The 24,434-nt window shown below is 72.3% G+C and carries 22 protein-coding genes; 15 read left to right on the forward strand and 7 right to left on the reverse strand.

Going from position 1 to position 24,434, the window contains the following annotated elements; genetic code table 11:
- Nucleotides 1-72: 72 nt before the first annotated feature.
- The gene (locus ACFSJS_RS11115; RefSeq protein ID WP_380899183.1) at nt 73-813 is read left to right on the forward strand and encodes a GntR family transcriptional regulator; all 741 of its coding nucleotides are present in this window, start codon (nt 73-75) and stop codon (nt 811-813) included.
- Nucleotides 814-867: 54 nt separating this feature from the next.
- On the opposite strand, the gene ACFSJS_RS11120 is transcribed toward ACFSJS_RS11115, so the two are convergent.
- From ACFSJS_RS11120 to ACFSJS_RS11135, 4 genes are all read right to left on the reverse strand, one after another.
- Nucleotides 868-1,470 carry a pyridoxamine 5'-phosphate oxidase family protein gene (locus ACFSJS_RS11120; protein WP_380899263.1) on the reverse strand — a complete coding sequence of 201 codons (603 nt, stop codon included), beginning with the start codon at nt 1,468-1,470 and terminating at the stop codon, nt 868-870.
- A gap of 87 nt (nt 1,471-1,557) precedes the next feature.
- Entirely contained in the window at nt 1,558-3,570 is a 2,013-nt protein-coding gene (locus ACFSJS_RS11125) for an FAD-dependent oxidoreductase (RefSeq protein ID WP_380899184.1), read from the reverse strand.
- Nucleotides 3,571-3,583: 13 nt separating this feature from the next.
- Nucleotides 3,584-5,176, reverse strand: coding sequence for a methionine--tRNA ligase (locus ACFSJS_RS11130; RefSeq protein WP_380899185.1), 1,593 nt, complete (start codon nt 5,174-5,176; stop codon nt 3,584-3,586).
- Nucleotides 5,173-5,538: a cupin domain-containing protein gene (locus ACFSJS_RS11135; protein ID WP_380899186.1), complete on the reverse strand. Its 366-nt coding sequence runs from the start codon at nt 5,536-5,538 to the stop codon at nt 5,173-5,175. The genes ACFSJS_RS11130 and ACFSJS_RS11135 overlap by 4 nt, the downstream gene beginning before the upstream one ends.
- 979 nt (nt 5,539-6,517) lie before the next feature.
- Here ACFSJS_RS11135 and ACFSJS_RS11140 point away from each other — a divergent pair.
- The 14 genes from ACFSJS_RS11140 (at nt 6,518) to ddaH (ending at nt 20,808) form a co-directional block, all read left to right on the forward strand.
- Nucleotides 6,518-7,879 (forward strand): lysine N(6)-hydroxylase/L-ornithine N(5)-oxygenase family protein, encoded by a 1,362-nt coding sequence (locus tag ACFSJS_RS11140; protein WP_380899187.1) that lies wholly within the window; start codon nt 6,518-6,520, stop codon nt 7,877-7,879.
- On the forward strand, nt 7,872-9,020 hold the full coding sequence (locus tag ACFSJS_RS11145; protein WP_380899188.1) for an NAD(P)/FAD-dependent oxidoreductase: 1,149 nt from the start codon (nt 7,872-7,874) through the stop codon (nt 9,018-9,020). Before ACFSJS_RS11140 ends, ACFSJS_RS11145 begins: the two co-directional genes overlap by 8 nt.
- Nucleotides 9,017-9,934 (forward strand): dihydrodipicolinate synthase family protein, encoded by a 918-nt coding sequence (locus ACFSJS_RS11150; protein WP_380899189.1) that lies wholly within the window; start codon nt 9,017-9,019, stop codon nt 9,932-9,934. Before ACFSJS_RS11145 ends, ACFSJS_RS11150 begins: the two co-directional genes overlap by 4 nt.
- Nucleotides 9,931-10,317 carry an L-rhamnose mutarotase gene (locus tag ACFSJS_RS11155; RefSeq protein WP_380899190.1) on the forward strand — a complete coding sequence of 129 codons (387 nt, stop codon included), beginning with the start codon at nt 9,931-9,933 and terminating at the stop codon, nt 10,315-10,317. Before ACFSJS_RS11150 ends, ACFSJS_RS11155 begins: the two co-directional genes overlap by 4 nt.
- The gene (locus ACFSJS_RS11160; RefSeq protein ID WP_380899191.1) at nt 10,314-11,342 is read left to right on the forward strand and encodes a beta/alpha barrel domain-containing protein; all 1,029 of its coding nucleotides are present in this window, start codon (nt 10,314-10,316) and stop codon (nt 11,340-11,342) included. Before ACFSJS_RS11155 ends, ACFSJS_RS11160 begins: the two co-directional genes overlap by 4 nt.
- Complete coding sequence (locus ACFSJS_RS11165; protein WP_380899192.1) at nt 11,335-12,105, forward strand: HAD family hydrolase; 771 nt, start codon at nt 11,335-11,337, stop codon at nt 12,103-12,105. The genes ACFSJS_RS11160 and ACFSJS_RS11165 overlap by 8 nt, the downstream gene beginning before the upstream one ends.
- Nucleotides 12,102-12,797: an SDR family oxidoreductase gene (locus ACFSJS_RS11170; protein WP_380899193.1), complete on the forward strand. Its 696-nt coding sequence runs from the start codon at nt 12,102-12,104 to the stop codon at nt 12,795-12,797. Before ACFSJS_RS11165 ends, ACFSJS_RS11170 begins: the two co-directional genes overlap by 4 nt.
- Nucleotides 12,798-12,840: 43 nt before the next feature.
- A complete protein-coding gene (locus ACFSJS_RS11175) occupies nt 12,841-13,575 on the forward strand; it encodes an SDR family oxidoreductase (RefSeq protein WP_380899264.1) in 735 nt (244 codons plus the stop codon).
- Between the two features lie 59 nt (nt 13,576-13,634).
- Nucleotides 13,635-14,525, forward strand: a complete 891-nt coding sequence (locus tag ACFSJS_RS11180) for a hypothetical protein (RefSeq protein WP_380899194.1) — start codon at nt 13,635-13,637, stop codon at nt 14,523-14,525.
- A gap of 43 nt (nt 14,526-14,568) precedes the next feature.
- Nucleotides 14,569-15,822: an ATP-grasp domain-containing protein gene (locus ACFSJS_RS11185; RefSeq protein ID WP_380899195.1), complete on the forward strand. Its 1,254-nt coding sequence runs from the start codon at nt 14,569-14,571 to the stop codon at nt 15,820-15,822.
- Between the two features lie 79 nt (nt 15,823-15,901).
- Nucleotides 15,902-17,248, forward strand: a complete 1,347-nt coding sequence (locus tag ACFSJS_RS11190; RefSeq protein ID WP_380899196.1) for an ATP-grasp domain-containing protein — start codon at nt 15,902-15,904, stop codon at nt 17,246-17,248.
- Nucleotides 17,245-18,579: an MFS transporter gene (locus tag ACFSJS_RS11195; protein WP_380899197.1), complete on the forward strand. Its 1,335-nt coding sequence runs from the start codon at nt 17,245-17,247 to the stop codon at nt 18,577-18,579. Before ACFSJS_RS11190 ends, ACFSJS_RS11195 begins: the two co-directional genes overlap by 4 nt.
- Before the next feature lie 13 nt (nt 18,580-18,592).
- Complete coding sequence (locus ACFSJS_RS11200; RefSeq protein ID WP_380899198.1) at nt 18,593-19,855, forward strand: ATP-grasp domain-containing protein; 1,263 nt, start codon at nt 18,593-18,595, stop codon at nt 19,853-19,855.
- 137 nt (nt 19,856-19,992) lie between these two features.
- Nucleotides 19,993-20,808 (forward strand): dimethylargininase, encoded by an 816-nt coding sequence (gene ddaH, locus ACFSJS_RS11205; protein WP_380899199.1) that lies wholly within the window; start codon nt 19,993-19,995, stop codon nt 20,806-20,808.
- 294 nt (nt 20,809-21,102) lie between these two features.
- On the opposite strand, the gene ACFSJS_RS11210 is transcribed toward ddaH, so the two are convergent.
- The 3 genes from ACFSJS_RS11210 to gcvH form a co-directional block, all read right to left on the reverse strand.
- Entirely contained in the window at nt 21,103-22,506 is a 1,404-nt protein-coding gene (locus ACFSJS_RS11210; protein WP_380899200.1) for an L-serine ammonia-lyase, read from the reverse strand.
- Nucleotides 22,507-22,649: 143 nt separating this feature from the next.
- Nucleotides 22,650-23,918, reverse strand: coding sequence for a serine hydroxymethyltransferase (locus tag ACFSJS_RS11215; protein WP_380899201.1), 1,269 nt, complete (start codon nt 23,916-23,918; stop codon nt 22,650-22,652).
- Between the two features lie 115 nt (nt 23,919-24,033).
- Complete coding sequence (gcvH, locus tag ACFSJS_RS11220; RefSeq protein WP_380899202.1) at nt 24,034-24,411, reverse strand: glycine cleavage system protein GcvH; 378 nt, start codon at nt 24,409-24,411, stop codon at nt 24,034-24,036.
- Between the last annotated feature and the right edge of the window lie 23 nt (nt 24,412-24,434).

Consider the following 24,434-nt stretch of genomic DNA (forward strand, 5'->3'; position numbering starts at 1 on the left):
ACCCGGGCGGGCCGGAGGGGCCCGGAGGGACGTCACTACCCTGGGAGCAGAGGCAGACCACGAAAGGCCCCCATGAGCGACTCCGCCCCCCGAAGAGCCGTCTCCCCCCACCAGCCCGTGCGCGAACAGGTCGCCGAGGCCCTGCGCGCCGCGCTGACGACGGGAGAGCTGCGGCCGGGGAGGATCTACTCCGCTCCCGCCCTCGCCGCCGCGTACGGCGTCTCGGCGACCCCGGTCCGCGAGGCCATGCTGGACCTGGCCCGCGAGGGGCTGGTGGAGACGGTACGGAACAAGGGGTTCCGGGTCACCGAGGCCACCGGGCGCGACCTGGACGACTTCACCGAGGTCCGCGCCCTCATCGAGGTCCCCACCGTCGGCAGGGTGGCCCGCGCCGCCGCTCCCCAGGAGCTGGAGGCCCTGCGCCCGCTCGCCGGGGAGACCATGGCCGCCGCCCGGGCCGGCGACCTGGCCGCCTTCCTCGACGCGGACCACCGCTTCCACCTCGGCCTGCTCGCCCTGTCGGGCAACCGGCGGCTGGTCGAGACGGCGGCCGAACTGCGCCGCCGCTCCCGCCTCCACGGCCTCGGGGGCGTCGGCGGGGTGCGCGCGCTGGTGGAGTCCGCCCGGGAGCACGGCGAACTGCTGGACCTGGTGCTGGCGGGCGACGCGCCCGCGGCCGAGGCCCTGACCCGCCGCCACCTCGACCGCGTCCGAACCCTGTGGGCGGCGCGCGGACGGTTCGCGGGACCCGGCGGGGGAGCGGCACCCGCGGACGGGGAGCCGGACGGCCCGGCCCCCGCCCCGGCGCCGTGACGCCCGGGTGACGCCCCGGACGCCACGGGAGCCCGCGCGGGGAGGCCGTCGGGGTCAGCCGCGCCGCAGGTGGTCGGGGAGCGGGACGTCCGGCGGCAGCACCGGATCGGGCACGGGTGTCCCCCACACGGTGCTCAGCGGCAACACACCTGCCCACAGGCCGAGTTCGGCGTCGGGGCTGTCGCCGTCGTCCGGCGGGCCGGTGCGGACCTTGACCGACGCCTCCTCAAGGCTCAGCGCGAGCAGGGCCGTGGCCGCCAACTCCTTGCGGTTCGGGCGCCGGGCGTAGTCCCACTGGCCGGGGACCACCTGCTCGGTGAGCACGCGCAGACCGGCCAGCTTCTCCTCGTCGTCGACGACCGGTCGCGGGACGCCGTAGATCATGGCACTGCGGTAGTTGGCGCTGTGCTCGAAGACCGAGCGGGCCAGGACCACGCCGTCCACATGGGTGACGGTCACACAGACGGTCCCCGCCGCCGCGCCGAGGAGGCTGCGCCCGGCCACCGACCCGTGCAGGTACAGCGTGTCGGCGGTGGCTCCGTACAGGGTCGGCACGACCATGGGCGTGCCGTCCACGACGACTCCGAGGTGGCAGACGAAGCCCGCCGCGAGCACCTGGTCCAGGTCGGCGCGCGCGGTGCGGGCCTTGTGCCGCATCCGGCGCAGTCGCGTCCGGTCCGTCACCGGCAGCCGGTCCCCGGACGGATGGGTCGGAAGATCGCTCACCTTTCGCCTCTCTGCTCCTCAGCCGTTCTTCAACAGGTAGTGGACCGCCTCCGCGGCCTCGGTCGCGGCGCCGGGCGCGGTCTTGAAGCCCGCCCCCGACCAGCACGCCGCCACCACGACCGGGGGTTCGCCCGGGAGGAGTCCGAGGAACGGACCGTCCGGATGGTACAGGTCGGTTCCGAACCGTCCGCCCAGGAAAGCGGCCCCGGTGACCCACGGCCAGCGGTGGGCGGTGCCCTCGCGGATGTGGGTGATCTCGTCGTCGGTGAGCGATTCGCCTCCTTCCGCGGGCACGTCCCACTCCTCCACGGGGCACCCGATGAGATGGCTTCCGGCCGCTCCGGCGTCCAGGTGCGGGCGGCCCCACACACCGGTCGTCAGGTCGTTGACCGCCGGAAGCCGCCGGTCGGAGCAGTCGAAGAAGGCGTACCGGATGCGTTTCGTGCGCGGTGCCGGGGCGTTGGGCCCCAGCCGCAGGCGGTCTCCCAGCAGGGGCGACGTGCCGCTGCCCGCAGCGACCACCGCACACCGGGCGGTGACCGTACCCGCCGCCGTGACGGCCTCGACGCCGCAGCGGTGCGGGGTGAGCGCGAGCACCGGGCCGCAGGCCGGCAGGGAGGCCCCGTACCGCACGGCCCTGGTGCGGTACATCGCCGCCGTGGCCGACGGGTCCGCATACCCCCCACCCGGCTCCCAGACCGCTCCCGCGACCTCCTCGCCGAGGCGCAGATCCGGCCAGCGTCCGCGGACCGCCGCCGGTGTGAGCAGTTCCGCCTCGATGCCCGCGTCGTGCAGGTTCCGCAGGCCGCGCTCGGCCTCCGGGAGGTCACCGGGGCCGAGGAGGACGAGCGAGCCGGTGCGGTGGAACCCGCAGGCGGACGCGCGTTCCGGGGAGGCCCCCCACAGGAGCAGATGGCTGCGGACGGCGAGCGCGCGGACCACCGGGTCCGGGTCGTACGCCCGGACCAGTCCGCCCGACCAGGCGGTGGCCGAGGGGACCTCCGGCCCGGGCGAGGCGATCACCACCGACAGGCCGGATCGGGTGAGTTCCGCGGCGACGGCGGAACCCACCACACCGGAACCGACCACGAGCACGTCCGTCGTCCGCGCGGCGCGGTCGGCCACGGCCGACCGCGCCGCGCGGAACACCGGCGTCACCTCCCACGCCTCCGCGTCGGCGGCGTCCACGGGGTCGCCGTGCCGGTCGAACGCGACCCCCGCGTGCCGGCGCAGGTGTGCCAGCAGTTGCTCCCCCCGGGCCGTGGGGTGCGTGCCGAGGGTGCGGACCAGGCAGTCGAAGGCCGCCTCGACGTGCGCGTACGCCCCGCCCCGTATCCGTACGACGCGGGCGTCGCGGGCGTCGGCGGGACCGAGTAGGCGCGCGAAGTCCTCCACCGCGCAGTCGTCGGTGAAGAACAGCCGCCCGCCGAAGCCCTCGGTGCGCAGCCGCCGGGCGGTGGCCGCGGCTCCGAAGTGGGTGCCGCACACCACCGCCGCGTCGGCCTCCTGCACGGACGCCGCCCCGCCGCCGGACAGCAGCCGGACGCGGTCGGCGATCTGACGGCCGTAGGCACTGCCGTCGTCGACGACCTCCGGGCGGCCGTGGCCGAGCTCGCTGATCGCGTGCACGATCGCCTCGGCCTGCCCCGTGTCGTGCGGACACCACCGCAGGGCCCAGGCCGTTCGGCCGGAGCCCGCCTCCCGCGCACCGCGCCCGTCCTCCGCACCGCCCGTGCGGTTCAGCAGCCCCGGCGCGGTGGCCAGGGGAAGCAGCAGCGGCAGACCGGCACGGCTGTAGTGGGGCAGCGCCCGGCCGGCACCCATGCTGTTGAAGTGGCCGATGACGGCGGTGTAGCCGCCGTCGGCCACGACGGCCTCGGCGACGTGCGCCGCGTGGTCGGCGTCGCCCCGGTCGTCGTGGAAGTCCCAGGAGATCTCCGGACGGCCGTGCGCCGTCGCCGCCCGCTTCAGCAACTCGCCCCACGGCGCGCGAGGACCGCTGAAGGGACCCACCACCGCTATCCGTGTCACGTCCCGGCCCCCGTCAGCCACTGAACAGGGGGCCGGTTGCGGGGGAGATCTCCCGTCCTGCCGGAGGCGGGACCAGAGCGGAAGCGTGCACCGGGCGGTCGGCCGGCACTCCCAGCAGGGCGGCCAGCCGCCCGGCGGCCGTCGGGAGGGCGGGGGCCGCCCAGGCGGACAGCCCTGCGGCCACGGCCAGCTGCCCTCGCAGGGCGGCCCGGTGGGCGGGCCCGCCGGTGGGGCGGTCGCGCTCGTGCGCGTGGACGTGACCGAAGTCGGCGGCGCAGGCCACCACCTCGTCGAGCAGGGCGATCGCCCGGCGCGGGTCGAAGCCGGGCACGCCGTACGCCTCGCGCAGCTCGTCGACGATCCGGGTGAGCCGCCCGTGCAACCGCTCCCAGGCCGGCCCGGAGGGCGTCTCCTGGGGGACGCGGCCGCCGCAGTCCTGTGCCACCGCCGTCAGCAGCCTGTCCAGCCAGCCGTCCCACAGGGTGGCCAGGTGCTGCCGGCTGCGCGCCAGGGCAGGGAGGCCGAAGCTGGTCTGGCGGCCGTTGGGGCGGTCGGAGAGGACGTGGTAGCGGAGCACGTCGGGGCCGGTCTCGGCCAGGGCCTCGTGAGCCCAGACCGCATGCCGCCGGCTCGTGGAGAACTTCAGCCCGTCGAGCTGGTAGAACTCGTTGACCACGAAGGCCCGTGGCAGCGGGATCCCCGCGTCGTACGCGAGGAAGAGCGCTGGGAACAGCACGGCGTGGAAGTAGCCGTTGTCGAACCCGAAGAACTGCACCGGCCCGCTGTCGGGCAGGGCGGCGCCCGAGGGGGCGTACTCCCACAGGTAGCCGGGTGCCATCTCGAACCACACGAAGATCCGCTGGGACTCGAAGCCGGCGACCGGCACGGGGACGCCCCAGTCGGCGGGATGGCTGACGGCGATGTCGGGCAGCCCGTCCGCGAGCATCCGTTCGCACAGCGCCCGCAGGTGCGGGGGCATGTCGACCTCTGCCCAGAAGGCGGCCAGCCGCTCGGCGAACGGTGCCAGCGGGAGGTAGAACCGCTCCACGTCGTGCAGCTCCGCCCGGGTACCGCAGACCACGCAGCGGGGGTTAAGGACGTCACCGCACTCGTTGGGACGGCCGCACGGTTCGCAGGCGTTGCCGTTGGTGGCGGAGCCGCACAGCGGGCACTCGCCGACGAGGTAGCCCTCGTACAGCCAGCGGTCGCAGGGAGCGCAGTGGGGCAGCGGGCGGGTGCGCGCGACGATGTGGCCGGCGTCGTACAGCTTCTGGAAGAAGTCCTGGACGAACTCCCGGTAACCGGGATCGGTGCGCGGCCGTGTGATGTGGTCGAAGCCGATGGCGGCCTCGCGCCACGCCCGGACGATGGAGTCGCCGTAGCCGTCGGCGATCTCTTCCGGCTTGCGGTCGCCGTCCCTGAGGCCGCGTACGGCGACGTAGCCCTGGTGGTCGTCGAGCCCGGTGGTCAGGCGCACCTCCTCGCCGTCGGCGCGCAGGAAGCGGCTCAGCACGTCGGCGGCGACGTACGGGCCGGCGAGGTGGCCGACGTGGAGGTCTCCGTTGGGGGTCGGGGGTGTGGCGGTGATCCAGGTGCGAGTGGTCACGCGGAGACCTCCGGCGCGGGCTCGTGCAGCGGCCAGTAGACGGAGACCCAGGAGAGGAGCGAACCGGTGGGATTGTGGACCACGTGCTCCTGGTTGCGGGGCAGGACCAGCAGGTCGCCCGCTTGGAAGTCGGTGGTCTCCTGCGCTAGGTCCAGGCGTCCGGTGCCCGACAGGACGATCATGACTTCGTCCTGGTTGTGGCAGTCCGGCTCCGAGCTCGATCCGGAGGGCAGGAAGCAGGCCATTGCGCCGACGGGCGGCTCGCCCCCCTCGGCGGCCCCCTGCCAGGGGATCAGCCGCTGACAGGCCATGCCGAATTCCTCGGACGCGTCCGAGAGGGAGATACGGATCTTGGTGATCAAGGGAACCTCACAACTGTCGCGGGATGCCCGGCGGTGACTGCTGGGAGACGGGCGTGGCACACGGGGTGCGGTGCTCGGGAACACGGCCGACCCGGTGCCGAGGGGATGGAGAAAGTGCAGAGGAAAACGCCCTGCGGACGCGGCGGAATGCAAAACTCCGGCTAGCGGGACTCTGTGGTGACGTCATCACGGGGCAACCGCAGAGGTGAAGCCCGAAAACAGCGAACCCTTCCCAAGGGGAATGGTGCCGCAAACCGCTTCGCTGCACCGAAGCGGAATCCTGGCAATGCCGGCTCTGGTGGAACTCTCGTCATTCCGACGCCCTGCAAAGCCGGATGGTAACACATGCTGAGGAACTATCAAGATCTTTCGTCGGCAGGGCAGTTGGCCGGATCCGGTCGCCGGTTCGCAGCTCTTCGCAGGGTGCCTCCCGGAACGCCCGGACGCGGTGATGCCGGTGGCGGCTTGCGGCCCGTGGCCGGTTCTCGCGCACGCGCAGAAAGATCCGACAGAGGGTTGATTCGCTCATCCTTGCTGCGTACAGTCTGTCGACGCCGGTGTGCGCTGCGTCGCACCCGGTGTCGAAACGCTTTGATTTGCAGGTGGTTCGTGGCCGTGGCTGCCACGTGGGCGGGGGGGCTCGCCCGGGGGGGAAGCCACAGGCAAGGCGCTGCTCGTCGAGCAGCTTCTACGGGGGTATATGCGTTGCTCGGAGTGTTCAGGCATCGATCGTCGTCTGTGCCCGCGTCGGCAACCTCTCTGACGGCATCCAATTTCCATCGCGCTCGCCCGGCCGGCCTGCACGCCGGACCGGTGACGGCGTGAAGTCCTTGCCGGGGACTGTTGATTCGATTCCCATTTCATGGGCTCTGTGACGTAAGTCAGAATTCGTCATCCAAGACTCCAGTGGAGTCGCGAATTTCGTCCTGCTCTGACCGCAGTGATCTCCAGTGCATTTTTCCGCACGGTAAGGACGAGAATGTCTGAATCGCAACTGAGAGCGGAAATCGACCCCGTCTACGATGTGGTGGGCGTCGGTTTCGGTCCATCCAACCTCGCGCTGGCGATCGCGATGGAGGAGCACAACGAGGCCGTCCGGGGGGAGCGGACGATCACCGGGGTCTTCCTGGAGCGCAAGCAGAGCTTCGGCTGGCACCGCGGCATGCTGATCGAGGGCGCCACCATGCAGGTCTCGTTCCTCAAGGACCTCGTCACCCTGCGCAGACCGGTCAGCAGGTTCGGCTTCGTACCGTACCTCCACGAGCGGGGACGACTGGTCGACTTCATCAACCAGAAGACGTTCTTCCCGACCCGTGAGGAGTTCCACGACTACCTCGAGTGGGCAGCCGGCGGCGTCAGCCACATGGTGCGCTACGACTCCGAGGTGACCGCCGTCCGCCCGGTCGTCACGGACGGCGAGGTCCGCCTGTTCGAAGTGGTCTCGCGTCGCCCCGGCGAGAGGGAGGAGACCGTCCACCGGGCCCGCAACGTGGTGGTGGCGTGCGGGCTTCGGCCGTTCCTCCCCGAGGGCGTGACCGCCTCCGGACGCGTCTGGCACAGCAGCGACCTGCTGCCCAACCTCAAGGAGATCAAGGAGGACGCCGCCCCCACCCGCTTCGTCGTGGTGGGCGCCGGCCAGAGTGCGGCCGAGGCCGTCTGGCACCTGCACCGGACCTATCCGTCCGCCGAGGTGTGCGCGGTGTTCTCCCGGTACGGGTACGGCCCCGCCGACGACAGCCCGTACGCCAACCGGGTCTTCGACCCCGAGGCCGTGGACGTGTACTTCCACGCCGACGGCCAGGTGAAGGCCCAGCTGATGGGTTACCACCGCAACACCAACTACTCCGTGGTGGACATGGACCTCATCGAGGAGCTCTACCGGACGGAGTACCAGGAGAAGGTCCGCGGCCAGCGACGGCTCCGCATCCTGCGCACCTCCCGGGTCACCGACGTGCACGACGGGCCGGACAGGGCCGTGGTGCGCGTCCAGGACCTCACGACCGCGACGGCCAAGGAGCTGCACGCCGACGCCGTGGTGTTCGCCACCGGGTACCGGCCCTTCAACCCCGCCGCGCTGCTCGGCGAGGCCGATCGGCTCTGCGTCCGCGACGCCGCCGGGCGGCTGTGCGTCGAACGCGACTACCGGGTGCGTACCGACCCCGCGGTGCGGGCCGGGGTCTACCTCCAGGGCGGCACGGAGCACACCCACGGCATCACCTCGTCCCTGCTGTCCATGGTCGCCGTGAGGGCCGGCGAGATCCTCGACTCCATCCTGCTGAGCACACGGGCGGAGCCGGGAGCCGTCGAGCGGCCGGCCGTCCTCAGCGGCAGCCATGAGTGAAGCCGCGAGCGGGACGTCGACCGCCGACGTGGTCGTCGTCGGCGCCGGGATCATCGGAGCGGCCGTCTTCCACGAACTGGCCGACCGGGGCCTGCGGGTCACGGCCGTCGACACCCGCCGGGCCGGCAGCGGCACCACCGCCTGGTGCGGCGGTGTGGTCCGCTGCTACCACGACACCCCGTCGCTGACCGACCGCGCCGTGGCCGGCTGGCGGTACTTCCACGATTTCGTCCGGCACACCGGCGTCGACGTGCCGTTCCACACGTGCGGCTTCCTGTACGTGCCGCGGGCCGACCGCGTCGAGTACGCCCGGGCGGAGACCTCGCGGATCGCCGCCGCCGAAGTGCCCGCCGAGTGGCTGCCCCCCGCCGAGGTGACCCGGCGCTTCGGGCACCTCCTCAGGGGGGAGTGCCACGGCGCCGTGTGGGAACCCCGCTCGGGGTACCTCGACGCGGACCGGGTCACCCGGGGCTACCTGCGGGCCGGACAGCGCAAGGGCGGCCGGCTCATGGAGGGCGTCGAGGTCCGCGGTCTCCTCCGCAGCGGGGAGCGGGTCACCGGCGTCCGCACCGGACCGGGTGCCGTCCACGCCGGCACGGTCGTCCTTGCGACCGGCGCGTGGACCCCCGCCCTGCTCTCCTCGTGGGGCATCCCGCACGACATGTGGATCCAGGCGATCCAGGTCGACCTGAGGTTCCCGTCCACCCCCCTGACCGGACACCCGGCGTACATGGACGACCTGTACGACCTCAACGGCAGGCCCGACCCGGACTCCGCCGGCGTCTACGTTGGCCACCCCACCGGTCTGCGCCTCCAGGACGCCGACCGGCACGAACCGGCCGACCCGGCCCACTCGCAGTCGATCCGGAAGGCCGCCGGACAGCGGCTGCGCTGGATGGACGACAGCCACGCCGGCGGGGGGCTGCGGGCCCCGGAATGCCACGCCCCCGGCACCGCCGCACGGGTGGGGCCCCTGTCCCGCGATTCCTCGCTGCTGCTCGCCACCGGTTTCAACGGCGGCGGTTTCAAGATGGCCCCCTGGGCCGCCGCCGAGGTGGCCGACCTGGTCACCGAAGCAGCGGCGGCCCCTTCCACCAGTTCGGTCCCAAGCCGCGACACAGAACGCAGGAGTGCACGATGACCAAGGAGATCAGGGGCGTCCTACCTGTGGTCCTGATGCCCTACACGGAGAACGGCGCCCTCGACGAGGACGACTTCCTCGCCCAGACGGACCACATGTTCGAGGTGGGGAGCGACGGCTTTGTCGTCGGCCAGATGTCGGAGCTGCTCCGGCTGACCCACGGCGAACGGCTGCGGGTCGCCGAAATCTCCGCCAAGGCCGCCGAGGGACGCGGCATCTCCGTGATGAGCACCGGCGCCGAGACGGCGGAGGCGGCCATCGAGTACTCACGCCACGCGCAGGAGTGCGGAGTCGACGCCCTGCTCGTGATGCACCCCACCACGCTCCCCCTGGGCGACGAGGAGATGACCGACTACTACAGCCGGGTCATCGAGTCGGTGGAGATCCCCGTGATCATCCACCACGCCAAGAGCCTGGCCAAGCAGCCTCTGTCCATCGCCGTCCAGGCGCGGTTGCTGGAGGAGTACGGCGAGGAGCGGGTGCTGTACAAGCCCGAGGCGCAGCCCACGCCGCCCCGCGTCAGCCAGCTGCGGGACGCCACCGGTGGCCGGGCCCGGATCTTCGAGGGCGACGGCGGCATGATGCTGCTCGACTGCCACCGCCGCGGCCTGGTCGGCACCATCCCGGCGACGGAGATCGCCGAGATCGTCGTGGTGCTGTGGCGCCTGCTGGAGGAGGGCCGGCGGGACGACGCCGAGAGGATCGGCCATCCGCTGTCCTACCTCATGTGCCACATGATGAACAGCACCGACTACTACCTGTCGATCGCCAAGCGCTTCTTGAAGGAGCGCGGCATCGTCAAGAACACGCTCGTCCGCGGTCCGAGTCGGCACGTGCTGGACGACGAGACGTGGACCGAGGTCCACCGCACCTACGAGAACCTTCTCGCCCTCTCCAAGGAGCTCTCCCGATGAAGAACCACGCCTTCACCATACGCCTGCGCGACGAGGCAGCCGCCGAGAAGTACATCGCCATGCACCGCGAGGTCTGGCCCGAGATCGTCGGCCCCGGCGGCGCGCTGGAGACCATCGGCGTCCGCAAGCTCCAGATCTTCTACATCGATCCGCTGACCCTGTTCATGTACGTCGAGGCCGAGGACCACTTCGAGCCCGTCCGCGACTTCCTGCGCGCCAACGACCTGCACCCCAAGGTGCAGGAGTGGGACGACATGATGCACGCCGACGGCGGACTGCTCGAACGCCACCCCGGCAACGACGGCAAGCTCAACTGGGCGCCGATGCGCCGCATCCACCATGTGGACTTCACCGGCACCCTCCCCGACCTGGACGAGAAGTGAGAGCCGTCGACAGGCCGGCGGTGACGGTCCTCGACTGCACACTGCGCGACGGCGGCTACTACAACGACTGGGCCTTCGACGACGTGCTGGTGGAGAGCTACCTCGCCGCCTGCGCGGAGGTCGGCGTCGACGTGGTCGAACTCGGCTATGCCGGGCCGGGCGACGCCGGCCGGGGGCCGTACGGCCGGCTCCCCGACGGCTTCCCCCCGCACCTGGCGGCCGCCCTGTCCGGGGACCGCGGAACGCGGCTCGCGGTCATGGTGGACGCCGGGCCGCTGCTCGGCGACCGCGCCGCCGAGGCGGGGTCCCGGCTCGCCGAGCGACTGGCCACCGGGCCGCTGCCCATCGACCTGGTGCGGATCGCCGTCAACCACGCCCGGACCGCCGAGACCGGGGCCCTGGTGGAGGCAGTGCGTTCCGCGGGGTTCGGCGTCTGCCTGAACCTGATGCAGATCGACCTCGCCGACGGCGACCGGCTCGCCCGGGCGGTGGACGCGGTCGCCGGAATGGCTCCGCTGGAGGCGGTCTACATCGCCGATTCGCTCGGCTCCATGTCCGCGGAGCGGATCGCCGCCCTGGTCGAGCGGTTCCGCGCAGGCCAGGACGCCCCCGTGGGGATCCACGCCCACGACAACCAGGGGTTCGCACTGCACAACACCCTCGCCGCGGCGGACGCGGGGGCCACCTGGCTCGACGCCACCGTCCTGGGCATGGGACGGGGCGCCGGCAACACGCGGACCGAGCAGCTGCTCGCAGCCCTCGGCACTCCGCCCGACCGGCTGCGGCCCCTCCTGGAGACGGCGGCACGCCGGTTCACCACGCTGCTCGACAAGTACAGGTGGGGGGCGAACCCGCTGTACGCCCTGGCGGGCATGGACCGGGTCCACCCCTCCTACGTGCAGTGCCTGGAACAGACCACGGAGCACAGCCTGGACGTCAAGCTGCGGGTGCTGCGGTCCCTCGCCGCGGTGGGTGCGAACGCCTTCTCGGCCGGCCGGCTGGAGACCGCGCTGCGCGATGGCTGACCGTCTGCTCCCCTGGCTCGCCGGCCACGACGCGGTCGTCTTCGACCTCGACGGCGTACTGGTCGACTCCAACGAGCTGAAAGTCGTGTGCATGCGCACCGCGCTGGCGGACTTCGACCCGGAACTCGTGGAGGACTTCCTCCACGAGTTCCGCCGGACGTTCGGCCGGTCCCGGCGCGAGCACTTCGCCGCCTTCCACCGCGAGCACCTCGGTGGAAGCGGCGAGTGCTCCGGTTTCGAGGACTTCTTCGACCGCTACGCCGGTGCCTACGCCGAGCTGCTCGCCGAGCGCTACCGGCAGGTCCCGCTGTGTGCCCATGCCGACGAGCTGGTCCGCGCACTGACCTCGCTCGGTGCGGAACTGCACGTCGCGACGGGAACGCTCACCGCGGAGGCCGAGGGGGTCCTCGCCGCGAGGGGGCTGCTGGACGCCTTCCGGTCCGTACGGGGCGGTGAGCGTCCCAAGGCCGAACGGCTCGGTGAGATCCTCGCCCGGACGGGCGCGGCGCCGCAGCGGACGGTCCTGGTGGGGGACTCCCGCCAGGACCTGACGGCGGCATCCGCCGCGGGCACCGGCTTCCTGTTCGTACGCAGATACGCTTTCTTCGGCGCGTCCCGGACGCTCGGCGGCTCCGACGCCGCCGGAGCACACCAGGTGTACGACCTCGACCCCGCAGGAGCCGTCCTGCCCGCCTCCGCTCCTGCGCGCGACGGAGAAACGACCCCCATCACAGTCATCGACGGGAAAGCGCGACAGAGATGAACGACAGGTATCCGGTGGTGGTCTCCGGTGTCACCAAGGGGATGGGCCGTGCGCTCGCGCTGCGGTTCGCCGAGCTGGGCCACCCCGTCTCCGGCTGCGGCCGCTCCGCGGACGCGGTCGGCGAACTGCGCGACCGGCTCGGACCGGGGCACGTCGTCGAGGCCGTGGACGTCACCGACGCCGCTGCCGTCGCGCGGTGGTCCCGGACCACCGTCGCCGAGATCGGCGTGCCGCGCCTGGTCGTCGCCAACGCCGGCGCCATCCACGCGCAGCGGCCCGTCTGGGAGGTCGACCCCGCCGTCTTCAGCGACATCATGCGGGTCAGTGTCGAGGGCGTGCACACGATGGCCCACGCGTTCCTGCCGCTGATGCTGGAGTCCGGGGGCTCCTTCGTCGCCGTCTCCTCCGGCTGGGGCCGCACCCCGCGCGAGTTCCTCGCCGCGTACAGCGCCGCCAAGTTCGCTGTCGAAGGCTACGTCGGCGCCGTCGCCAAGGAAGTGCCCGCCCACGTCAAGGTCGCCGCGGTCGCCCCGGACAGCGCCGTGGACACCGAGATGCTCGCCACCTGCCTGCCGGACGAGCACCATGCCTATCCCGGCCCGCAGGAGTGGGCCCGCGCCGCGGTGGACTACCTGCTGCACCGGCTCCCCCAGGAGCCCTCCGGCGGCGGCCTCGTCTTCCCGGCGCCCTGAGACCCTTTGCCACCTCCCCACCACAACGACCTTGGACACCACCATGAGCAACCGCTTCGGCGACCGCCGTGTCGTCATCAACGGCGCCTCCCGCGACTTCGGCCGCACCCTCGCGATCCGTTTCGCCCAGGAGGGCGCCGAGGTCTTCCTCTCCGCCCGCACCGCCGAGGGCGCGGAGAAGGTGCGCGACGAGATCCGCGCCCTCGGCCACGACCGCGTGCACGCCTTCGCCTGCGACCTGGCCGACCCCGCGTCGGTGCGCGGCTTCGCCACCCGGGTCGGCGAGATCACCGACCACGTGGACATCCTGGTCAACAACGCCGCCCGCTGGCTCGAGGGCACCGACCTGCTCTCCGCCTCGGACGACGACGTCATCGACACCATCGCCTCGGGCGCCGTCGGCACGGTCCTGACCGTCAAGAACTTCCTGCCCCTGCTGCTCGCCTCCGAGCAGCCCGACATCGTCACCATGGTGTCCGTCTGCGGAGTCCCCGGGAACCACCGCTCCAGCGCCCACGACGCCTTCTATGCCGCGAAGCACGCCCAGGCCGGCTTCACCGAAGTGCTCTCCAAGCGCCTGCGTTCCAAGGGCGTGCGGGTCATCTCCCTCTACCCGCCGGACTTCCGCAACAACGACCCGCTGTCGGAGGCCTGGGAGACGGCACCGCGCACGGCCGACTCCATGCTCACCTCCCAGTCGCTGTCGGAGTGCGTGCTCTTCGCCGTCGGCCAACCCCGCGACTGCTTCATCAAGTCCTTCCACTTCGAGCAGGTCTGAGAGCAGGTCCGACCATGCCCACACCACCGCAGGACGACCGGAACACAGGACTCCCCGAGGTGAGCACCAAGACGGGCCAGAACGCGGTGGTCGCCGCCGGCGACCCTGCGCTCGCCCTGGACCTGACCGTCCTGGAGAGTCCGGCGTCCCTGGCCCACCACCTCCTGGCCGCCTCCGGCACCGTGGTGGTACGCCCGGACGTCTCCGACGACATGGGATCGGCGCTGTTCCACCGCCCCGGCGCCCCGCTGTCCGAGGAGGACACCGCCCACCTGTGGCGGCGGACCGGGAGCCGCGTCGTCGCGCACGCCCTGGTGCCCGGCACCCCGCACTTCGCCAACGCCGTCGTGCACGACGGCCGCCTGGTCATCACCGACTGCTGGCGCTGCTTCACCCTTGAGGAGGGCGTACGCACGATCCTCACCAGCGTCATCAACGTCGCCTCCGACTCCCCGCTGCTCCCCAGGCTCACCACCGAACTGGAGAAGGTCGTCAAGGCCGCCGGCATCACCGACGGACCGGTGCACTTCGAACTCGTCGTCGCCGAGCACGTCACCAAGGTGGTCAAGTTCGCACGCCGGCAGGCGGCCTCCCCACTGCCCGAACTGTGCGACCTGCTCGGCATACCCGGTCAACACGGTGCGCTCACCACCGGACGGCCCGTCGCCCTCGCCGACACCGGGCACCCCGGGTTCGTCGCCGACTACTCCTTCATCGTCCGCACCCCCGGCCGGTTCGCCGGGGTGATCGGCCTCGCCGAGCTGCTGGCCCGCCCCTCGTACGCGGGAACGGAACGCATCCCCGAGCCGGAGACGCTCCTGGAGCCCTCACTGGACGAGAACGCCACCTTCGTGCTGTGGCTGCGCCACCAGGACGAAGCCACCGTCCTCGCCGACATCGCTCACTACCACTCCCGCAACCGGGAGGGTGTCTTCGCCCTCGCCGACTGACGGTCGGCGAGGGCGAGGAGCCCCTCCGAGCAAAGGAGCCCCCGTGCCCCCATCCGTCGCGCCGACCGTCGCCATCGTCGACGCCTACTCCTCGGCGAACCGCCTCGCCCCCCTGCTGCGGGAGCGTGGCCACCGCGTCGTCCACGTCCAGAGCACCGGACGCATCCCCGCCGTCTCTGCCCCCCAGTTCGTCCCGGAGGACTTCGACACCAACATCGTCCATCGCGGTGACCCGGCCGCCACCGCCTCGGTCCTCGCCGAACACCGCCCGGTGGCCGTACTGCCGGGCGGCGAAGTCGGAGTGGAACTCGCCGACGCCCTCAGCGAGTCGCTGGGCCTGCGGACCAACGGCACGGCGAAGAGCGCCGCTCGCCGGGACAAGTTCCGCATGGTCGAGACGGTCAGGGCCGCCGGGTTGCGCGGAGTCGAGCAGCTGATGACCTCCGACGAGGACGAGGCCGTGGAGTGGGCCGGCAAACTGGGCGGCAGGGTCGTCGTCAAACCGGTCCGCAGCTCCGGCAGCGAAGGAGTCCGGTTCTGCGAGTCCGGCCACGAGGTGCGGGCCGCCGTCCGCGCCGTGCTCGGCAAGGACAACGCCGTCGCGTCCCGCAACGACGCCATCCTGGTGCAGGAGTACCTCTTCGGCACCGAGTACTACGTCAACACGGTCAGCATGGACGGGCGGCACCACGTCTGCGACATATGGCGGACCACCCACATCTCCGCCAACGGGGTGCGCGACCTCCTCGACGGGGCGCACCTGCTTCCCCGGCGGGGCGAGGTACAGGAGCAACTGGTCGCATACACCTTCGCAGTGCTCGACGCGCTCGGTGTGGCCAACGGACCGGCGCACACCGAACTGAAGCTCACCCCCGACGGCCCCTGCCTGATCGAGAGCGGCGCCCGGCTGTGCGGCGGCGGCCTGCCCACACTGGTGCGGACCGCGCTCGGAGAGAGCCAGCTGGAGTGGACCGCCGACGCCTATCTCGCGCCGGACGTCTTCCTCGACCGGTGCGGGGAGGACTACCGCATCGAACGGTACATCGCCTCCATCGGGCTGATCGCACCCCGCTCCGGCACCCTCGTCGACTACCCCCGGCTTCCCGAGGTGCGCACCCTGGAGAGCTTCCACGAGCTCAAGATGGCCGTGGCACCCGGCGACCCGATCCACCGGACCGTCGACGACTTCAAGATCCCGCTGTTGGTCAACCTCGCCCACGAAGTGGAGGAGATCGTCCGCCGCGACCACGGAACCATCCGCCAGCTCGACGGCGACGGCTTCTACACCATCGGCTGACGCGCCCCGCCGCGACCGGAATCCGGCCCCCGCCGGGCCGCAGGGCACGACGACAGCCCACAGGAGGAGATGGAACCAGATGACGAACCCGCAATCGGCCGGCCCGCACGACGGCGTCCTCGTCGTCGTCGGCAGCGGCATACGCCTGTACCGCGAGTACCTGCTGGCGGGGGCCGCCGCGGAGCATCCACTCTGGCTCTTCGACTCCGGGGAACCCACCTGGCAGAAGCCGTACCTGACGGGCTTCACCCAGGTCGACACCTCGAATCCGCAGGCGCTCGTCGACGCCGCCCGGGCACTGCGGCGCAGCCGCCCGGTCGACGGTGTCTTCTGCTTCTCGGAGGCGCTGGTCGAGCCCGCCGCCGCCGTGGCCGACGCCCTGTCCCTGCCCGGTATGAGCGCGGAGGCCGTCCGCAACTGCCGGGACAAGGGCCGCACCCGAGAGCTGCTGGCCGCCGCCGGTGTGGGCCAGCCGAGTTCGGTGGCCGTCTCCTCCCTCGCCGAGGCCGCCGAGGCGGCGGACGCGATCGGCTATCCCGTGGTGCTCAAGCCCCGGGGACTGGCGGGCAGCCTCGGTGTCGTCTTCGTGTCCTGTGCGGAAGAACTCGCCGGCGCCTACCGGGAGGCCGCAGCACCCAGCTATCCGGGGGTGCCGGTCTTCACGGCGTCCGTGCTGGTCGAGGAGTACGTCGACGGTCCGGAGATCAGCGTCGACGGCCTGTTCGCCGACGGTGCCTACCAACCCCTGGCGCTCGCCCGCAAGCGGGTGGCCCTGCCCCCCTACTTCGAGGAGGAGGGCCACCTCGTCGACCCGCGCGACCCGCTGCTGTCCTCGGAAGAGCTGACGGCGTTCCTCGCCGACGTCCACCGGCTGCTCGGCGCCGCCGACGCCATCACCCACACCGAGCTCAAGCTGACGGACTCCGGGCCGCGCCTGATCGAGGTCAACGCCCGTCTGGGCGGCGGACTCATCCCCTACCTCGGGGCCCTGTCCAACGGCATCGACCCCGGCCGGGTCGCGGCCCGCGCCGCCCTGGGCCGCCCGGTCGTGCCGACCGCCGACGGCCGCGGCCGTGCCGCGGCCATCCACTTCGCCTATCCGGACGAGGACTGCACGGTCGACCGGGTGCGGCTTCCGCGGCCCGGCGAAGTCCCGGGGCTGCACCAGGCCGCGGCCCTGGTCGAGCCGGGCGACGTCCTGCGCCTCCCTCCGCGGGGCTACATCTCCCGCTACGCCTACGCGATATGCGTCGCGGACACGGTCGAGGAGTGCGAGGCGAGCCTGGCCCGCGCCCGCGAGGCGATCGGTCTGGAACGCCGTCCCGCACCCGCACTCGACGCGGACGCGGCACCCGAGCTGGTGTGGTCCCGGACGACACCGGGCGCCGCGGACCGGACCGCCGCCGGGGCGGAGGACACCCGATGAGCGCCGCACCGGCAGAAGAGGACGGGAAGGGCGGGAAGCGGAACGAGGCGGCCGGGGACGCCGGGACGTGGGGCGCCGTCAGGACTCTGCGCCAGAGCCATCCGGCTGTGCGCTTCCTGCTCCTGGGCGTCTTCGTCAACCAGGTCGGCGGCTTCGTCCAGCCCTTCCTGGTGCTCTACCTCGTCTGGCGCGGCTTCTCCACCGGGCAGGCCGGCATCGCGCTCACCGCGTACGGCGTCGGCACCATCGCGGGGGTGATGTTCGGCGCAGAGCTGGCCGACCGCCTCGGCCCCCGCAGGACCATCGTGCTGGCCATGGCCTGTGCCGCGACACTGACCGCCGCCGTGCCGATGATCGGCAACTACCACGTCGTCGTCGCCGTCATCGCCGCCTCCGGAGCGATGATCCAGGCGTACCGCCCGGCGTCCTTGAGCCTGCTCACCGACCTGGTGCCCGAGGAACGCCACGTCATGGTGTTCTCGATGAACCGGATCGCGCTCAACCTGGGCGCGACGGTGGGGCGGCTGTTCGCGGCCTGGCTGGTGACGGTCTCCTGGAACCTGCTGTTCTGGGTGAGCGGACTGGCCTCGCTGGCGTACGCCCTGATCGCGGTCATCGCGCTGCCGAGGGACGGCACGGCACGCGCGGGGGCCGCGGACTCCGGGGAGGCCGGGGACTCCGGGAAGACCGGAGAGGCCGGGGACGGGGCGGTCCCGGGACGTGCCGGCTACGCGCTCATCGTCCGCGACGTCCGCTTCATGCTCTTCCTCCTGGCGATGTTCCTCAGCGCGGCGATCTTCATCCAGTCGTTCGTGGCCCTGCCGCTGTCCATGAAGGAGGCCGGCTACTCACCCACCGCCTACACCTGGGTGATCACCTTGTCCGCGGCGGCCATCATCGCCCTGGAACTGCTCATCACCCGGTTCACCCAGCGCTGGCCCGCCTGGCTGGCGGCCTGTGCGGGACTGCTGCTCCTGGGATGCGGGCAGGCGATGTACGTCGCGCCGCAGTACGTCCCCCTGCTGGTGGCGGCGACGCTGGTGGGAGTCCTCGGCACGATGGTCGGGGGGCCCACCATGTGGACCTACCCCGCGAAGCTCGCCCCCCCGGGGTCCAAGGGCCGCTACCTCGGCCTCACCCAGGCCGCGTTCGGGCTCGGCAGCGCGCTGGGGCCGGTGATCGGCACCTTCGGCTGGGACGCGCTCGGCAACCGGGTGTGGCTGGTCTGGGGTGCGCTGGGACTGCTGTCGACGCTTGCCGCGGCAGTCGCGATGCGTCCACGCGCGGAGCCCGCCCGGCACAGTGCCCCCACAGCGACACCAACCCCCTAGGAGGCATTCAGTGGTGGAGTCCGACAACCGACCGGTGATCATCGTCGGTTACACGGCGGGCTGGAAGCACGTCGCGCAGAAGCACCACCGCGACACCACGACGCTCTTCGTGGACACGCCGGCGGCGGCCCGCGAGAAGGACCTGGCGGCGGTGCTCGCCGCCGCCGGGGCTCCCTGCGAACTGATCACGACCGACTACGAGGCCGAGGGCGCTGCGGCCCGGTTCCACGACGAGTACGAGGGCCGGCCGCCGGCCGCCGTCATCCCCGGCATCGAGTACGCCGTGCCGTTCGCGGCGCGGCTCGCCGAATTGTTCGGCCTGCCCGGCGCGGGCCCCCTGGCGGCCGACCGGCTGCGCGACAAGGGGCTGCTCCGGGAAGTGACCGCGGACAGCGGGGTGCGCAACCCGGTATCGCGTCCGGTCACCCACCCGGACGAGGTCCGCAAGCTCATGGCCGAGACCGGGGGACCGGTGGTCCTCAAGCCCGCCAACCGGCAGGGCTCGATCGGCACCAGGATCATCCGCACCGCCGAGGACGTGGCGGAGGCGTGGACGGAGTGCACCGTCCGTGAGCACCGGGCCATGGCCGCGCAGAGCACCGTACCGGTCCGGATGTTGGCCGAATCCTTTCTGTCCGGACCGGAGTTCAGCGTCGAACTCTTGGTCCGGGACGGCCGTGCCCTCTTCGGCAACGTGACGGCCAAGTCGCTCTTCCCCGGCGACCGCCCCGTGGAACTCGGGCACACCGTGCCCGCCGACATCCCCGCGGAGCTGAGCGAGCGCCTGCGCTCGGCGACCGAGCACCTCCTTGGGACCGTCGGATTCGCCACCGGCTTCGTCCACTGCGAGTGGATCGTGGTGGACGGCGAGCCGCACCTGGTGGAGTGCGCGGGGCGGATGCCCGGCGACGGGATCATCACGCTCATCGACCTCGCCTGGGGCATCGACATCACCCGCGAATACCTGGCGGTGATGCGCGGCGACGCCCCCCGCGCCGACCTGCCCGACCGCGCGGCCGGCGGTGCCGCGAGCTGGTTCGTCTCCGCGGAACCGGGCGAGGTCATCCGGGTCGGGGGCACATCGGCAGCAACCCGCCTCCCGGGCGTCGTCTCCGCCGACGTCCTCGCCGGGCCGGGATCGGTCACCCGGGCGCTGCGCTCCGGCCGGGACCGCGTCGGCTCGGTCGTGGCCACCGGTTCCGACGCGGCCGAGGCGCGCCGGCGAGCCCAGGACGCCGCCGCGTCGATCGAGGTGGTGGTCCGGCCCCGAACCTGACCCGCGTACAGCACCCGCACCGCCAGGGGAGGCCGACGGCGGACGACCCCGCCCCATCGGCACGCGGCACGGCCGAGGCCGTGCCGCGGGCAATCCCCGTGCAACCACTTGCCAGTGCAGGCAAAGGAGACCCGAACATGTCCGTGACCCGCACCGCAGTCCCGCGCCGCCTCCTGATGTGCCGACCGGCCCACTACGAGGTGTCGTACTCCATCAACCCCTGGATGCACCCGGAGAAGCCGGTCGACACCGGTCTGGCGATGCTCCAGTGGGAACGTCTGCGAAGACTCTACGAGTCGCTCGGCCACACCGTCGAGGTGATCGACCCCCTGCCCGGACAGCCCGACATGGTGTTCGCCGCGAACGGGGCGACGGTGGTGGACGGCAAGGTCCTCGGCGCACGTTTCCGCCATGTCGAGCGCACCGCGGAAGGCCCCGCCTACCTCGCCTGGTTCGCCCGGCAGGGGTACCGCGAAATACTGTGGCCCGAGTACATCAACGAGGGAGAGGGCGACTACCTGCTGGTCGGCCGCCGCATCCTGGCGGGCACCGGTTTCCGCACGGACCCGCGTTCCCACCAGGAGGCGCAGGAGTTCTTCGGCCTGCCGGTGACGAGCCTGACCCTGGTGGACCCGCACTACTACCACCTGGACACCGCGCTGGCAGTCCTCTCCGACACCGAGATCATGTACTGTCCGGCGGCCTTCACCCCGGGCAGCCGGGCGGTTCTGCGGGAGATGTTCCCCGACGCGATCCTGGCCTCCGAGGAGGACGCGGCCGTCTTCGGGCTCAACGCCTTCTCCGACGGTCTCAACGTCTTCCTCCCCGAGGTCGCCGAAGGCCTCATCGCCGAGCTGTCGGCCCGCGGCTTCAACCCGATCGGGGTGGACCTCACCGAACTGCTCAAGGCGGGTGGCAGCGTGAAGTGCTGCACCCTGGAACTGCGCTCCTGAGCCGACGCACGGTCACGGCGGGACGGGCAGCGCCCGGCCCGCCGTGCGCGCGGGGCCAAGAGGTGCGCCGACCAGGGCGCGGCCCGCACGGAGGGCGCCCGCGCCGGTCCCGCCGCGGGTTCGCCGACCGTCGCCGGCGCGGGGAGCCGACGTCCCGCAGACCGTGGAACGTGCCTTCGGCGTCGACGTGGCGGAGACCGGGCCGCCTGACGGGACCGGCCGTGCTGCCCGGCGGGCGGACGGGAAAGGCCCGACCGCTCCGAAAGGGCAGGAGCCGCAGGTCGGAACAGCCCCTCAGCACTCGATGACGTTGACCGCGAGCCCGCCGCGGGCGGTCTCCTTGTACTTGACCTTCATGTCCGCCCCCGTCTCCTTCATCGTCTTGATCGCCTTGTCCAGCGAGACGTGGTGGCGGCCGTCGCCGCGCAGGGCCATCCGCGCGGCGGTGACGGCCTTGACCGCGGCCATGCCGTTGCGCTCGATGCACGGGATCTGCACCAGGCCGCCGACGGGGTCGCACGTCAGGCCCAGGTTGTGCTCGATGCCGATCTCGGCGGCGTTCTCCACCTGCTCCGGGGAGCCGCCCAGGATCTCGGCCAGCCCGCCGGCCGCCATGGAGCAGGCCGAGCCGACCTCGCCCTGGCAGCCGACCTCCGCGCCGGAGATGGAGGCGTTCTCCTTGAACAGCAGCCCGATGGCGCCCGCGGTCAGCAGGAAGCGCACCACCGTGTCCTCGTCGGTACCGGGGACGAACTCCATCGCGTAGTGCAGCACGGCCGGGATGATGCCCGCCGCGCCGTTGGTGGGAGCGGTCACCACGCGGCCGCCCGCCGCGTTCTCCTCGTTGACCGCCATCGCGTAGAGCGTCAGCCACTCCATGGCGTGCGCCGCGGCGTCGCCCTCGGCGCGCAGCCGCCGGGCCGAGGCGGCCGCCCGGCGGCGGACCTTCAGCCCGCCGGGCAGGATGCCCTCCTTCGACAGGCCGCGCGCCACGCACGCGCGCATCACCTGCCAGATCTCCAGCAGGCCCGCGCGGATCTCCTCCTCGCTCCGCCACGCCAGCTCGTTCTCCAGCATCAGCGCCGAGACCGACAGGCCCGTCTCGCGGGTGGCGCGCAGCAGCTCGTCGCCGGTGCGGAACGGGTGCTTCAGCCGGGTGTCGTCGAGCTTGATGCGGTCCTCGCCGACCGCGTCCTCGTCCACCACGAAGCCGCCGCCGACCGAGTAGTACGTCTTCTCCAGCAGCACCGCGCCGGCCTCGTCGTACGCGACCAGCGTCATGCCGTTGGCGTGGTAGGGCAGCGAGCGCCGGCGGTGCAGCACCAGGTCGCGGTCGACGTCGAAGGGGATCTCCCGCCCCCCGCCGACGGCGGTGCCGTCGCCGCCGTCGTCGGCCGTCAGCAGGCCCAGCCGGCCCGAGCGCCGCACGCGCTCCACCTCGGCCTCCGCCGCCTCGACGTCCACCGTGCGCGGCGCGTGGCCCGCCAGGCCCAGCAGCACCGCCTTCGGCGTGCCGTGGCCGTGCCCGGTGGCGCCCAGGGAGCCGTACAGCTCGGCCCGCAGCGAGGCGGTGCGGTCCAGCACGCCCTCCCTCCGCAGCCGCAGCGCGAACATCCGGGCCGCCCGCATCGGGCCCACCGTGTGGGAGCTGGAGGGGCCGATGCCGATGGAGAAGAGGTCGAAGACGGAGATGGCCACGGTGGCGGACTCCCTTGTCTGCTCGTGGTTCGCGGCCCGCCGGGTGGACGGGCCCTCGGGTCCCGCGGGTGCGCGGGACGTGCGGGGTGCCGGGTGCGCCGCCCGGTGGGGCGGCGCACCCGGGGTGCCGTAGCCCGCGGCCCCTACAGGCCCGGGTACAGCGGGTGCTTCTCGGCCAGGGCCGACACGCGGGCGGCCAGTCCCTTGGCCGCGGTCTCGTCGAAGGAGGGCTTCAGCGCCTCGGCGACGACGTCCGCGACCTCGCGGAAGTCGTCGGCGGTGAAGCCGCGCGTGGCCAGCGCCGGGGTGCCGATGCGCAGCCCGGAGGTGACCATCGGCGGGCGCGGGTCGTTCGGGACGGCGTTGCGGTTGACCGTGATGCCGACCGTGTGGAGCCGGTCCTCGGCCTGCCGCCCGTCCAGCTCGCTGTCGCGCAGGTCGACCAGGACGAGGTGGACGTCGGTGCCGCCCGACAGCACGGACACGCCCGCCTCGGCCGCGTCGGGCCGGGTCAGCCGCTCGGCGAGGAGCCGGGCACCCTCCAGGGTACGGCGCTGGCGGTCCGCGAACTCCTCCGTCGCCGCGATCTTGAAGGCGACGGCCTTCGCCGCGATGACGTGCTCCAGGGGGCCGCCCTGCTGGCCGGGGAAGACCGCGGAGTTGATCTTCTTGGCGTACTCCTGCTTCGACAGGATCACGCCGCCGCGCGGGCCGCCCAGCGTCTTGTGGGTCGTGGTGGTGACCACGTCCGCGTACGGCACCGGGTTCGGGTGGAGCCCGGCGGCCACCAGGCCGGCGAAGTGCGCCATGTCCACCATCAGCAGCGCGCCCACCTCGTCGGCGATGCGGCGGAAGGCGGCGAAGTCCAGCTGCCGCGGGTAGGCCGACCAGCCGGCGATGATCAGCTTCGGGCGGCGCTCCTTCGCCAGCCGCTCGACCTCCTCCATGTCGACCAGGCCGGTGGCGGCGTCGACGTGGTAGGCGACCACGTCGTAGAGCTTGCCGGAGAAGTTGATCCGCATGCCGTGGGTCAGGTGGCCGCCGTGGGCCAGGTCCAGGCCGAGGATGGTGTCGCCCGGGTCGAGCAGGGCGAACATCGCCGCGGCGTTGGCCTGGGCGCCCGAGTGCGGCTGGACGTTGGCGGCCTCGGCCCCGAAGAGGGCCTTCACCCGCTCGCGGGCGATGTCCTCGATGACGTCGACGTGCTCGCAGCCGCCGTAGTAGCGGCGGCCGGGGTAGCCCTCGGCGTACTTGTTGGTGAGGACCGAGCCCTGGGCCTGGAGGGCGGCGACCGGGGCGAAGTTCTCCGACGCGATCATCTCCAGCGTGGACTGCTGGCGGCGCAGCTCGGCGTCGACGGCCGCGGCGACGTCGGGATCGACCTCGTGCAGGGAGGAGTTCAGAAGCGACATCCTGATCTTTCCGATCGTGGCGTGCGGGAGGCGGGCGGAACGGGCGGGCGGCCCGGGGCACCGGCGCTCGGGCCGGTGCCGGCCGGGGGACCGGCAAAGGTGCCGGCCGGGAGGGTCACTCGCCGGTGAAGGCGGCGTACTCGTCGGCGGAGAGCAGGTCCGAGGGCTCCTCCGTCACCCGCACCCGGAACAGCCAGCCGCCCTCGAAGGGGGCGGAGTTCACCAGCGCCGGGTCGTCCACCACGTCCTGGTTGACCTCGGTGATCTCGCCGGACACGGGCGCGTACAGGTCGCTGACCGACTTGGTCGACTCCAGCTCGCCGCAGGGTTCGCCCGCGGTCACCGTGTCGCCGACCTCGGGGAGCTGGACGAAGACGACGTCACCGAGGGCGTTCGCGGCGTGCTCGGTGATGCCGACCGTCGCCACACCGTCCTCGGCGGCCGACAGCCACTCGTGCTCCTTGCTGTAGCGCAGCTGCTGGGGGTTGCTCATGGCGTGATTCTCCTGGTGGGAAG

Origin of the sequence: Streptomyces desertarenae, from assembly GCF_042681365.1 — a bacterium.
Classification (GTDB): domain Bacteria; phylum Actinomycetota; class Actinomycetes; order Streptomycetales; family Streptomycetaceae; genus Streptomyces; species Streptomyces desertarenae.